Genomic DNA, 12,530 nt, shown 5'->3' with positions numbered 1-12,530 from the left:
TTTGACCCTGGTGCCATACGACGAGACATCACGTTTGCATCAACGTTTTGAAATAGCGAACGGTTTTAACCTTCAGTTCTAGTGTGGCTTCTTCATCACAAATGATGGTGCTGTGGGGATGGAGCTGCAATGCTGAGATCGTCCATAGATGGTTCACTGCCCCTTCAATTGCATGATGCACAGCCAGTGATTTTTTGCTGCCCTGTGCCATGATCATCACTTCGTTGGCATCCATGATGGTGCCCACTCCCATGGTGAGTGCATGGTGTGGCACTTGCTCTACATCGTCTCCAAAAAATCGAGCATTGGCCTGCTTGGTGCTTTGCGTGAGTGCCTTGATGCGAGTGCGCGATCGCAACGAAGAACCCGGTTCGTTAAAAGCAATATGGCCATCAATTCCCACACCGCCAATGAGCAATTCTATTCCTCCATAGGATTGAATGGCTGCCTCGTACTGCGCACATTCTTCTTCAATATTGGCGGCATTCCCATTCAAAAGGTGAGTGCGATCGCGTGGGATATCCACATGGTCAAACAAGTGGCGATTCATATAGGCATGGTAGCTTTGGGGATGCGTCGCAGACAGCCCAACATACTCATCCAAATTAAACGTAACCACATGAGCAAAGCTGAGTTCGCCCTGCTGATGAAACTCAACCAAGTGGCGATACATCTCCACCGGAGTGCCACCCGTGGGTAGCCCCAGCACAAACGGGCGATCGCGCGTCGGAGCAAACCGTTGAATGCGCTGCTGCACATAGCGAGCCGCCCAAAGACCAACCGCCGTCGAAGACTCACGAATCACTAGTTGCATAATCCCAAGCGTGCCCTAGCATTACCAACATTGCACGAGAGCGATTACCCCTTCGGTTAAGAGCTTTTCTGAGGGTTGCGCGACGCGCAACCCTTAGAAGTGCCCATTGTTGCGTGCGCGACGCGCACGCAAAAATGGGCACTTCAGCTTATCCAAGACTCAAGTATCATTAGGCCCAAAATCCTTAGGGCTTACGCACTTCATCCAAAAATCAGGGGGTTGAATGATGTTTGGGGCATTAAGCACCCCAAACATCATTCAACTGCGTAAGTCCTAGCCCAAAACGGGTAAACCACCACCCATCCCAAACCTGCTCTCACCCCAACCGATGCGAAGCGGCCCAACACCACTCACCGACATCCCCTTTGCCGAGGGAGGGTCTGGGAGGGACGGGCTGCCGTCTCTCCCAGTCAGGGGGTTTGGGGGGCGACGCGCCCCCAAGCACAAACCTAATTCTCACAACACCCACCGCCAGAACAAACAGGGCTTACGCCAAGTCCACCAAATCTAGTGTGTTTTTGTTGTGTGTGGGGTGCTTCGCACCCCACACACAACAAAAATGCGTAAGTCCTGACAAAGCTACACCACCGCCAAACGACGACTCATCTCCTCCGCATACTGATCCGCCCCCAACCCCACCAGCACATGCAAAACACCCCCCTCAAGCCTTAGCACCCCTTGCACCCCAGCCGCTTGCAACGCCTCTTCATTCACCCGCGTCGAATCTTCAACCTCAACCCGCAAACGCGTCAACGCCACCGGATCCACCCGTCGAATATTGGCCTTGCCGCCCAGCGCCGCCACCATATCCTGCACACGGCTCAGCGCGGCGGCATCCACAGATGCCGTAGCCACTTCACTCGCGGCCTCTTCCTGCTCCGTCAAACTGGCCTCTGCCACGTCTGGCGCTTCAACCTGATCCGCCTCATCGCCTGCGGTTTGCAAGTACTCAATCATGTCGGTCTTCAAGTTTTCGGAACGTGGGCCAAAAATCGCCTGCACACTATTCCCCATCTCCAAAACACCCGACGCACCCAGCGACTTGAGTTTAGCCTTGCTCACCTGAGACTTATCGTTAACCGTAATGCGCAACCGGGTAATGCAAGCATCGAGCACCGCAATGTTGCTACGACCGCCGTAGGCCATCACCAGCTGCTTAGCCAGAGTTGAGCCAGTTCCCGACAAAACTGCTTCAGACGTCTCTTCTTCCAGCTCACGACCCGGCGTTTTCAGATCAAACCGTTTGATAACAAAGCGGAAGACAACGTAGTACAACACCGCAAACAGGGGGCCAAAAGCAATAATCAGCCAAGCATTGGTGCCCAACGTGTTGAACAAGGCAAAGTCGATGAAGCCATGGGAGAAAGTGAAGCCCATTTTGCCGCCCAACATTTGGAACAGCCAGTCGCAAAAGCCAGCCATAAACGCATGGGCAATGTAGAGCTGGGGAGCCACAAACAAGAACGAAAATTCAATCGGCTCGGTAATGCCCGTTAGGAACGAGGTAAACGCAGCAGAGAGCATAAGCCCACTGACCCGACCGCGATTTTTGGGATAGGCACTATGCCACATGGCGATCGCCGCTGCGGGGAGGCCAAACATTTTGAACCAGTAAGCCCCACCCAAAATACCAGCCGTTGGATCTCCCGCAAAAAAGCGGTTGATATCTCCCGTGACAGTTTGCCCCGTGCTGGGATCGGTATAGGAACCAATCTCAAAGAAGAAAGGCACATTCCAAATGTGATGTAACCCAAACGGCAACAGCGCCCGCTCGATAATGCCGTAAATTGCAGCGGTGAGGGGCACATTGTTGCCTTGGGCTGCCGCATTGGCCGCCGCATCAATGGCATTGCCAATGGGGGGCCAAATCACACTGAAGAGAATGCCCAGGGCGATCGCCACCAATCCCGTAATAATAGGCACAAACCGCTTTCCAGCAAAAAAGCCCAAATACTGCGGCAGCTGAATCCGAAAAAATTTGTTGAACAAGTAAGCGGCAATACAGCCAATCACCAGACCGCCAAACACCCCTGTATCCAGCGTAGGAATGCCCATCACGGGTTTTAGCATCTCGGGATCGACCCCCCACAGCGTGGTAGAAGCAGCCCCCAACGCCGCCAGAAACACCGCAAAGCCAACAGTTGCCGCCAGGGCCGATACTCCATCATTCGCCGTAAAGGCGATCGCCACCGCAATGGCAAAAATCAGCGGCAGGTTAGCAAAGATCGCATCCCCCGCATTTCGCATAATCGTGGCCAGCCATTCAGGCATCCACCAAAACGCCTCAGGCTTACTAAACTTCGCCGCACCAATCCCCAGCAAAAGTCCAGCCACTGGCAGAACCGACACAGGCAGCATCAGGGCTTTTCCCATCTGCTGAAGCAGCGCAAATGCTTTTTTCCACATAGCTTTCAAATCTCAAAACGGTTGAGTCATGGATTCAGTCTTGTTTGGCTTCCTAGCCACAAATTTGCTGAAGAACCACCCCAGCAGCCTCCAGCCATGTCGCATTGTGAGGGCGGTCAAGCATCTCTATTCTTCCGGCAAGGGCACCAGCTGGCGCACAGTCACGGCAGTATCGGCGGCCAGCGCCTGGGCGGCCAGCGCTTGGCACTCAGCCAACCCAAGGCCACGCACCTGCGCTTTGATACTGGGAATGGTGGGAATGCTGACGCTGAGTTCCTGAATGCCCAACCCTACTAAAATGGGAACCGCCTGGGGATCGCTTCCCATGCCGCCGCAAATACCCACCCATTTGCCATGTTGAGTCGCGCCCTTGACGGTGAGATCAACCAGCCGCAACACAGCCGGATCGAGGGCGTCGATTTGGGCAGCCAGCTTGGGATGGCCACGATCCATGGCCAGGGTGTACTGAGTCAAGTCATTGGTGCCGATGGAGAAGAAATCGACTTCGGAGGCCAGGCGATCGGCCATGAGGGCCGCAGAAGGAACCTCGATCATGATGCCAACTTCGATCGGCGCAACGCCTAAAGCCTGACGCTCTTCTTCCAACACCTGTTTGGCCTGTCGCAGTTCTTCCAATCGGGCAATCATGGGGAACATGATGCGCACATTGCCGTGGGATGAAGCTCGCAAAATGGCGCGGAACTGGGTTCGCATGAGATCTGGTCGGCTAAAGCACAGCCGAATGCCGCGATCGCCCAAAAAGGGATTTTCCTCATGGGGCATGGGCAGGTAGGGCAGGGGTTTGTCGCCCCCCACATCCAGCGTGCGAATGATCAGGGGGCGATCGCCCAGTGCCCTAGCAATGCTGGAGTAGATGTCGGCTTGTTCCTCTTCGGAAGGAGCCATGGCCCGCTCCATAAACACAAATTCCGTGCGCAGTAGACCTACGCCTTCGCCCCCCAGCGCCACCGATTTTTCCGCATCGGCCAAACTGCCAATATTGGCCACCACCTCCATGCGGTGGCCATCCGTGGTGATGGCGGGCTGATCTTTTGCGGCAAGGTCGGCCTGTCGCCGTTCGGCAATTCGGGCTTGGCGCTGGCGAGTGCGCTCCATCTCATCGGCAGATGGGTTCAGCCGCAGTTGCCCCCGTGTACCATCCAACACCACCGGAGTGCCGTTTGCCACCTCTAGCAGCCGCTCCTCACCGCCTGCGATCGCCGGAATATCCATCGATCGCGCCAGAATCGCCACATGCGAAGTTGCCCCGCCAGCAATGGTGCAAAATCCCACCACTTTGGAGCGATCGAGCGTGGCCATATCCGATGGGGTTAAGTCTTCAGCAGCCAAAATCGTTTGGTCTGGATAGGCGATCGCCTCCGTCGTTGCCCCCGTCAAAATTCGCAGAACGCGACGTCCCACGTCCCGCAAATCATTTGCCCGCTGTGCGAGTAGGTCATTTTTGAGCTGGGCTAGCCGATTGGCCTGGGTTGTGTAAGCTTGCTTCCAGGCGTAGGCCGCACTTTGACCACGAATAATCGCCTCAGCCGTTGTGTCCTGCATGTCGGGATCAGTCAAAATTTCCTGATGAGCGGCAAAGATGTCTGCCTGTTTTGCATCTTCCCCAGCCTGCATCTTGGCCTGGAGGGCGGCAATTTCTTGCTGAGCCTGGGCAATCGCCTGCTCCAATTTGCGGCTTTCTTCATCCGATGTGCCGCCCCGCTCGGCAACCTCAATCTCTTGCTGGCGCACCTGATGCAGATAGCCAACTGCAACCCCTGGAGAAGCCGCCACCCCCAAAATGGTGTTGGGATCATCCGATCGGGGACGGGTCACGGGCTGGGGCACGGGTTTCGGCTCAGCTGTCGAGACCATGGGTGTCGCGCCTTCTTCACCCAATCCGTTGGCGATCGCCTCACTCAATGCTGTAATCGCAGCTTCGGCATCTGGCCCCTGAGCCACCAGACTCACCACATCCTTAAAGCCCACCTGCAAGCCCATCAACGCCGTTACGCTCTTGGCATTAACCGATTTGTCTTCCTTCTTCAACCGCACATCCGCTTGGTACTGCTTGGCCAAATTGGCTAGCACCGCCGCCGGACGTGCGTGCAACCCCACCGGATTGGGCACCGGGATGGCATTAGAAGTCACCACAGGCAAGGAGGAGATGGCACTCGTATCGGTTGTTCCAGCCTTTGACAGCAGCAGTTCCAATACAAGATCTTGTCCGGCTAACACTTGGCCAGCCTTGGGCACAAACCGCGCCACCTGGTCGCTATTCACAATCACAATCTGCGTCAGCAAACTCACGGCGTGGAGCGCCACATAATCCGCATCAAACTCAATCAACGGATCACCCAGTTTCACGCGATCGCCCACAACCACCTTGGGGGTAAATCCTTTACCGCGCAGGGTCACCGTATCCAAACCAATGTGCATCAAAATTTCGATGCCCTCTGCCGTTTGCAGCGTTACGGCATGTTGCGATGGGTGCATCTGCACAATTTCGCCATCACATGGAGCCACCAGCACCTGACTCACCGGATCGATCGAAATGCCATCCCCTACCATTTTTTCAGCAAAGACCGGATCCGGAACTTGCTCAATGGGCAGAATGGAACCAGACAGCGGTGCCACCAACAATACACCCGTCGCTGCAGAAATCGGTGTTGGCGTTTGAGTCATACAGGTCTCCTAAAACAAAATGTGATAAACGAATAAACTGTAGTTTTATGAAATCAGCAGATCCCGCTTCATCAAAACCCGCTCAAGAAGCATCTTTAACCCCAAATACAGCAAACTGATGCATTTTGTGCAGCGTTCTAAGTTTTTTGAACCCCTTGTTGGGAAACTCAGCCCACAACGAACGGGGTCGGCTGCATCAGTTCAATCCGGGAAAAATGGCTCCAAGCAGCCCCAGCGCCAACCGATTCTTGTGGGCGATCGCCGCCACCATGCAACATCCCACAGCCACAGCCAACCCCACAGGAGATCGAGCTTCTACAGCAGAACCCGTTTGCCCAGAGCAGCTCTGCCTAGAATCAAGCTATACAGAGCCTCCACGCGCAAACTATCGGCACCAAGGGGCCACATCAGCCCTTAGAGTCCCCAAGGCCTCAGCGCCATCGTTTTTTCCGACAAGCAACTACTGAATCACTATGGAATGGCCCAAAGGCTACACCCAGCCCTTCCCCTGCTATTGGAAAGGATCTTTGGATCAAACTGCCCTGTCTTAAGGCTTTTTAAGGATCTGCTGCAACGTTTCTTTGCGAAAACCCGTTCATTTATGGTTCCGCTCCGTTCGCCTTCATCTGATCGAGCGACAGCATATCAATAATCTTTTGCTCAATGGCATCCAGCTCTTGCTCCGAAGTTGGCCCACCCTTAACCTGCGAAAAGATGCGGTAGCTCTGCCCTTCGGATAAGGGTTCATCCAAGCTAGGAGGAAATTCTTCTCCCATATTCACCAAATTAAACTCGACATTTTCGGCATGAATTGTCATGGTAATGTCGAAGATTTCGAAGAACTGAATTACCCACTGGCACTCGTCTTCGGTGCAGTCCTTGTAGTAGTGAACGAGGTCGGCAATGCGCGCTTCGAGGTTGGTGCGCGCGTACCGACACACCAAAATAATTTTGAGCAACAGCACCACCAGCGTCAACGGATTGCCGCGAGACAACAGTTGAATAAATAGCGGAGACGGCTCCTCATGGGTTTCGGTGGTCAAAAACTCGATTGTGCGATTGCATGTGCGCAGCAGCAGTGCATCATCAATGGGCAAGTGTTGATGCTCGGCATATAGGACTTGCAGTCTGTCGCTGAGTTGGGTTCTTAACGTTTCTTTGACTTCGTTATCTTCAATTGAAAACAACAAATAGTTCAAAAAGCTGCGCTTAAAGTCCGTGTATCGAGCGTTTTGCGTTTGCTTAAGAAATATATTGGCAATGTTGGTGTAGCTAAACTTTCCCTTACGCACCACAATGATTTTGATGAGCCGAAGCACATCATCGCCCAGCGAGGTGGGGTTGGCCGGTGGCTTTTCGATGGCGCTGGTGAGCTGCGATCGCGCCGTATACATTGCCAAGTCAAACTTAAACTTTTCCTTCAGCTGTTTTGACAAAGCTCGGGCAGCATGGCGCTGCTCCGCAGGATTATTCAAATCAATATACTGAGGCACCAACAGGTACGAGGTATAGCGCTCGGACCAATGCTTGACATGCTTTTCGTCGTAGCGTGCCGCAAAAAGACACAGTTGCGCGTAATCGTCACTATCAACAAAGTTTTTAAGCCACTGCCGCATTCGCCGCAACGTTGGCGACATCGTTGGCTTGGCAATGATCGGGCTTTCAAACAGCTGAATGAGCTTGCGAATGGAGGCGTGGTGTCGAGCTAGGTCCCAGTTGTTGATCAGGATATAGCAAGAGCGCTTCAGCGTATTGCGAAACTCTTGCTCTTGATTCGCAAACACAATTTCGTAAAGCGACGGCAGCGTATCGGAACTTACCGTATTGGCGTGCTGAATAAAGAGTTGATCAAACTCGCCCAGCACGTCTTCTGGTGGCCAGGTTTTTACGATTTCAATCAGATAGTTGTAAATCGTTTCCTGTGCTTTGGGAATATTGAGCTGATTTCTCTCCACTTTTCCTGAGATGCGCCGCTTTTGAATATGCTCTGCAACCATCACACTACCCAATGTTTTGATGCGCCCTAAATGCGCTACTTTATAGCGCCCAATTTGGCCGAGACTTCATCCATTCTGGTGAGGTAAAAATTCCCAATCTGGTGAATTCAGCACTCATGTTTATGACAAAATCAACGACCCAATTAACGGTTCAACGATTCACTTCACCGGGTAGCTATTGATTTGCGGATATTCACCGCTATCAATTCCTAATAGCGATGAAGTTGGCTCCAGCAGATTGAACAGCGTACCAGTGTTTGCTTTAAGAGCTGAAGTTTACTACGTTAACAAACCCATCTAAGAAAATCGTAGGATGACTTATGCAGGTATAGAAGCCAACGACGGGATACCGATTTATTACGGAAAGTTGGCCATTTCATTTTAACGAAGTCTAGTTCTCATGAAATGAGCCCTAAGTTTAGTTCCGTTAAGGCTCAAACTTAGCAAACTCCTGGCTTGAGATGGGATTGGTTATCCAACTGAAATGATGCTCGTTGGAAGTTTTGAAGAAGCATGCACCTCTTAGGTAGCGAGCAACTTGCCTAATCACACTAACCTGCGAACTCGTAAAAGCGACCCATATCAGGCAATGTGGCGATCGCCGCTGAAAACCAGTGTATGAATTTGGCTGCTCAGTCCGATTATAAGCGTAGTCCGTAAAATTGCGGACAAATCTACCCCAGATTCACTACCCTCACTTCATACCAGTTATTGACCTTGAGACAGATGACACTTCATGGCATCGATACGCTACCTATCAGCCTCTAGTTTGAGGGCTGCAAAGGGCAAGTTCCTCCTTACCCAACAAAGGTTCATGAAACCGGTCTACAGCTACAGAACCTATACAGTTGAATGATGGTTAGAGCGCTTAGCGCTCTAACCATCATTCAACCTCCTGGTTTTTCGGGTGACGTGCATCAGTCCTAATCTCGTTCGTGGGGCAAACACCCGATCCTGCGCCATGACAAGATTGAACCATTGGGGAGTCTACTGCTCACACCATTGATTTGACGGCTGCTCATGAGCTGGATAGCAGCGGTTATAGCCATGGAAGCCCATCACCCTATGCATCAAGCGAATCCAGCAGCGACTCCTGTTGAGCGGAGCGCAACTAGGGTTTGGACATTCGTGCAGCGTGAACAAGCCCCGTTGCAGAAGGAACTGCGATCGCCAAGGGTGCCATATCGGATAAAGACAGCTCATGAGTTGGGTCGTACAGTCCGCACCATAGGGCAAACAGGCGATCGGCCAACGTGAGCCAGGGATCGATAGCGTAAGCGGATTGAGAGGAAGCTCCAGCGGATTGAGAGGAAGCTCCAAGATGCTGATGCCAGAGCGATCGCACTCCCGCGATACCGTTCCAGCTCCCGCTTAGGGCTCCGGCGATCGCTCCGGTTAGCGTTGGTGAGGTTGAGGTCTGTACCGCTCGGCGGTAGGTTATGCCTGGGTCGGCAGGGGTTGAAGCCATACCGTATAAGGCTATGAGCGTAGCCTCCAGTACCCCAGAATCGGAACTAGCAGGAAAGGCGATCGCCTGACTATGGCCCTGCTGCAGCGATATCAGCAGGGATTGCAATTGTTTTTCTATGGTTGGTTGACAAAGCTGGGGCCTGATCTCATCAACCATGCTGGCCAAATGCTGCTGGGGCCGTTTCGTTAATGATGGCGGTCCTGGGCGATCGCCATCACGCAATAATTGTGCCAAATAGGTGACCACAATGAGCGTGCTGTCGTGCACCTCATCCAACCAATTTCCCTGCTGAGCCAGGTAAGTTACAGATGCCTGCAAGGCAGATGGCGCATCGTGCCAATACAATGCCAGAGGCACCAGGGCGATCGCTGTCTCTTCAACACCACCCAAGGCTAACGTTTGCAATCCTGCCAAAACCTCAACACCGTCCTGCTGAAGCAACACATCCGCCAGCGATCGCATTCTCAAATCGGGGGCAACTTCTGGCCTCTGCCAGCCCTCAGTCTCACACCGAGTCCCCAAATACTGGCCGAGCACCACACCGGCGATCGCCCCCCGAAACCGACTCAGCAGTGAGTATGACATGAGTGTATTCCTCTTGCCTGAGCCAAAATGCGAACTAACCCCACTCCACCCTAGGGGCGGTGAGTGCGTCGCAGCTCAGTAATTTGATCCGCAATGTCTAGAATAGCGGCTGGCATATCTGGCCCTGTCAAAATCACATCAACATGGGCAGGTCGAGTCGTCAAAAATTCCAACACTTCCGCCTCAGAAATGAGGCCAAAGTTCATTGCAAGACTCAACTCATCGAGCACGACCAGCGTATACTTACCCTCGACCACCACCGATTTTGTATGCTGCCAAAGCTGCATCAGTGCCTTGGTTTCAACCTCTTCCAGTTGGGGCGTGTCAATGCAGCGGGGCAAGTCACAGCGCAACCAGTCCAAATGCTGCCCAAGGCGCACGGGGTGTTCTAATCCTTGCCGAATGCCACCCTTTAAAAACTGCACAACCAACACGGGCGTTCCTTGTCCTGCAATACGTAGTGCTTGCGCAATCACATTCGTAAAGAAGCTGCGGTGAGGACAGGTAAAAACTTGAACCAAGCCTTCAATAGGAATTGGTAGCTGACGGTTCAAGTCAGAAATTGGCGTTTCAAGCTGGGAAACCATAGGTACAATGTCGGTCACAGTAGGGGCAGCCGGTTTAAAGAGAGACTTCACACCCGCATACTAATACATTAGTACACTCAGAGTAAAATCGCTTTAATCCGTGAACTTAAATGTAGCGTTATTTTTGAATTTTCATCCCCATGAAACACTACCTATATGATTCCGTCAATAGGTAGTCATCCACTTTCAGCCCAAAATACAGCAGTTGACCAAGGTGGATGGGGGCGATCGCCTAGGACTTGTGCTCGCTGTGGAGCACGTTGGTCAAGCGTGTAATTGGGTTCGCAATTCATGCGATTAAGTCAGGACTTACGCAGTTGAATGATGTTTGGGGCGCTTAGCGCCCCAAACATCATTCAAGCTTCTGGTTTTTCGGATGAAATGCGTAAGTCCTATAAGTAATGCGATTAAGTCATTTGGGCGGGCTCACAGCAGCAAATTTGGGAAAATCTGAACCGCTAATGTTTGTGGGTGTGGGGCTTACTGCATTGAGGTGTCGTATGCATCGGCGTTGAAACCTTGGCTGAGGGAGCAGAAGTGTAGCGATCTGCAAGTCCACCGATACGCCATAGGGTACGCCAGCGCACCAGTAGCGTGACCACCACGAGAAGCCCAACGCCAAGCGATCGCCCCCAATGGACTGCAGTAGGCTGTAGCGTTCCCAAAAAGTGAGACCCCGTCAAAATGCAGTGCAATCCACACAGCACCAAAGCCGGAACACTAAGTAAATGAATTTGCCGCCAAGTGCGGCCTAGGCGCTGCTGTGCCCAGTCAAAACTCGTGAGTGCAGCCGGAAGCATAAAAGACAGGGCGATCGCCCCCAATCCTAAACCCAACTGCCGCTGCCGCTGCAAAAATGCAATTGCCTCAAAATTCCAGCCCCAGTTATGCTCCACCATATGAATGGTATGCGCGAGAGACAGCACAAAGGCCATCACACCGAGGGCACGGCGACAGCGCAAGGGAAACGCCCACAGTTTGCTCACTGGGCGCGCCACTAGTGCTAGTGCCAAACACAGCAGCGCCAGATATCCGGTATAGTCAGTCATGGTGTTGCCGGTTCGCAACACACACAAAACCCCAATAACCAATGTGACCCAGCCACCCATTCGGAATAGCTGACTGCGGCGATTGCCACTCACCGCACTAGCCCAAGCACCAACCCCCAACATCACTGGCAGGGTCCCCAAACCAAAAGCCAGCATCGTTGCGCTACCCAGCCAAAGGCTTCCTGCCTCTGCCGCCTTGATCTGCGCCGCGTATAAAAATCCGCATGGAATGAGCCCCCATACCATACCTAATAGAGCCGGAGTCCACCAGCGATGGTGCAAAGATAATCGCACCATAACTGCACTCAGCCGCTCATGCAGTCTCCCTTGGGCCATTGGGTTGAGCAAAGGCAATTTGGGCAAAAGATGAGGGTTAACTTGACTAAGTCCCATCCAAATCAGTAGCAAACCCGTAAGTAGCGAAATCCCTTGCCGAAGACTGCTACCCACACCCGCTAAGTTTCCCCCCGCTAAAAGCACCGAACCTAACGCTCCAATCGTGGCACCCACCAGCGCATAGCTCACAATGCGCCCTGCATTCAGCATCAAATGAAACTGCAGGTGATGCCATCGATCACAATCAGCCTTAGAATCTGCATCTTCGGCGACCGCAGCAGAATTAGGGCGATCGCCCGCCAGCGAAAAGGCAACCGCAATCGGCCCACACATCGCAGCACAATGCCCAAAGCTACCCAAAAAACCCAGCGCTGCTATTAGCCACAAATCCACCATATATAGCAGTATCCTTGATTTAGGGACTTTAGAGACTATTGGCTAATAGCAATACTCATCTGACAAAGAGCATTAGAAAATACGAGTCCCAAAGGGAGAGGGAGAGAAGAGTGACAATGAACTGTCATTCCTCTCTCCCTCTGTTTGTTTAGAAAAGAGCCCTGGCATCGAGCTATTTTTGCAGGCAGCTACCCACCAACTATC

General features: G+C 52.7%; 8 protein-coding genes. 1 reads left to right on the top strand and 7 read right to left on the bottom strand.

The window, feature by feature from the left end:
• Positions 1 to 28: 28 nt before the first annotated feature.
• From nagB to ptsP, 3 genes are all read right to left on the bottom strand, one after another.
• Complete coding sequence (nagB, locus tag ACQ4M4_RS26375) at positions 29 to 814, bottom strand: glucosamine-6-phosphate deaminase (protein ID WP_430687465.1); 786 nt, start codon at positions 812 to 814, stop codon at positions 29 to 31.
• Between the two features lie 579 nt (positions 815 to 1,393).
• Positions 1,394 to 3,220: a glucose-specific PTS transporter subunit IIBC gene (gene ptsG / locus ACQ4M4_RS26370; protein ID WP_430687464.1), complete on the bottom strand. Its 1,827-nt coding sequence runs from the start codon at positions 3,218 to 3,220 to the stop codon at positions 1,394 to 1,396.
• 126 nt (positions 3,221 to 3,346) lie between these two features.
• Positions 3,347 to 5,905 (bottom strand): phosphoenolpyruvate--protein phosphotransferase, encoded by a 2,559-nt coding sequence (ptsP, locus tag ACQ4M4_RS26365; RefSeq protein WP_430687463.1) that lies wholly within the window; start codon positions 5,903 to 5,905, stop codon positions 3,347 to 3,349.
• A gap of 155 nt (positions 5,906 to 6,060) precedes the next feature.
• Here ptsP and ACQ4M4_RS26360 point away from each other — a divergent pair, with 155 nt between their 5' ends.
• Complete coding sequence (locus ACQ4M4_RS26360) at positions 6,061 to 6,372, top strand: hypothetical protein (RefSeq protein WP_430687462.1); 312 nt, start codon at positions 6,061 to 6,063, stop codon at positions 6,370 to 6,372.
• A gap of 132 nt (positions 6,373 to 6,504) precedes the next feature.
• Here the strand turns inward: ACQ4M4_RS26360 and ACQ4M4_RS26355 are convergent, their stop codons facing one another.
• The 4 genes from ACQ4M4_RS26355 to ACQ4M4_RS26340 all read right to left on the bottom strand — a co-directional run bounded on the left by ACQ4M4_RS26355 (position 6,505) and on the right by ACQ4M4_RS26340 (position 12,326).
• Complete coding sequence (locus ACQ4M4_RS26355) at positions 6,505 to 7,902, bottom strand: hypothetical protein (protein WP_430687461.1); 1,398 nt, start codon at positions 7,900 to 7,902, stop codon at positions 6,505 to 6,507.
• 1,111 nt (positions 7,903 to 9,013) lie between these two features.
• A complete protein-coding gene (locus tag ACQ4M4_RS26350) occupies positions 9,014 to 9,958 on the bottom strand; it encodes a hypothetical protein (RefSeq protein ID WP_430687460.1) in 945 nt (314 codons plus the stop codon).
• Between the two features lie 50 nt (positions 9,959 to 10,008).
• Entirely contained in the window at positions 10,009 to 10,545 is a 537-nt protein-coding gene (locus tag ACQ4M4_RS26345; protein WP_430687459.1) for a P-loop NTPase family protein, read from the bottom strand.
• Between the two features lie 458 nt (positions 10,546 to 11,003).
• On the bottom strand, positions 11,004 to 12,326 hold the full coding sequence (locus ACQ4M4_RS26340; RefSeq protein WP_430687458.1) for a sulfite exporter TauE/SafE family protein: 1,323 nt from the start codon (positions 12,324 to 12,326) through the stop codon (positions 11,004 to 11,006).
• Between the last annotated feature and the right edge of the window lie 204 nt (positions 12,327 to 12,530).

This window comes from Leptolyngbya sp. AN02str (genome assembly GCF_050565595.1).
Classification (GTDB): Bacteria; Cyanobacteriota; Cyanobacteriia; order Elainellales; family Elainellaceae; genus Kaiparowitsia.
The sequence above is the reverse complement of the archived record's forward strand: the minus strand, read 5'-3'. Positions and strand labels throughout refer to the sequence as shown.

Excerpts from the sequence above, each read along its gene's own strand:
- ptsG (WP_430687464.1), bottom strand. The coding sequence starts at position 3,220 with ATGTGGAAAAAAGCATTTGCGCTGCTTCAGCAGATGGGAAAAGCCCTG.
- ACQ4M4_RS26345 (WP_430687459.1), bottom strand. The coding sequence starts at position 10,545 with ATGGTTTCCCAGCTTGAAACGCCAATTTCTGACTTGAACCGTCAGCTA.
- ACQ4M4_RS26340 (WP_430687458.1), bottom strand. The coding sequence starts at position 12,326 with ATGGTGGATTTGTGGCTAATAGCAGCGCTGGGTTTTTTGGGTAGCTTT.
- nagB (WP_430687465.1), bottom strand. The coding sequence starts at position 814 with ATGCAACTAGTGATTCGTGAGTCTTCGACGGCGGTTGGTCTTTGGGCG.
- ACQ4M4_RS26355 (WP_430687461.1), bottom strand. The coding sequence starts at position 7,902 with ATGGTTGCAGAGCATATTCAAAAGCGGCGCATCTCAGGAAAAGTGGAG.
- ptsP (WP_430687463.1), bottom strand. The coding sequence starts at position 5,905 with ATGACTCAAACGCCAACACCGATTTCTGCAGCGACGGGTGTATTGTTG.
- ACQ4M4_RS26350 (WP_430687460.1), bottom strand. The coding sequence starts at position 9,958 with ATGTCATACTCACTGCTGAGTCGGTTTCGGGGGGCGATCGCCGGTGTG.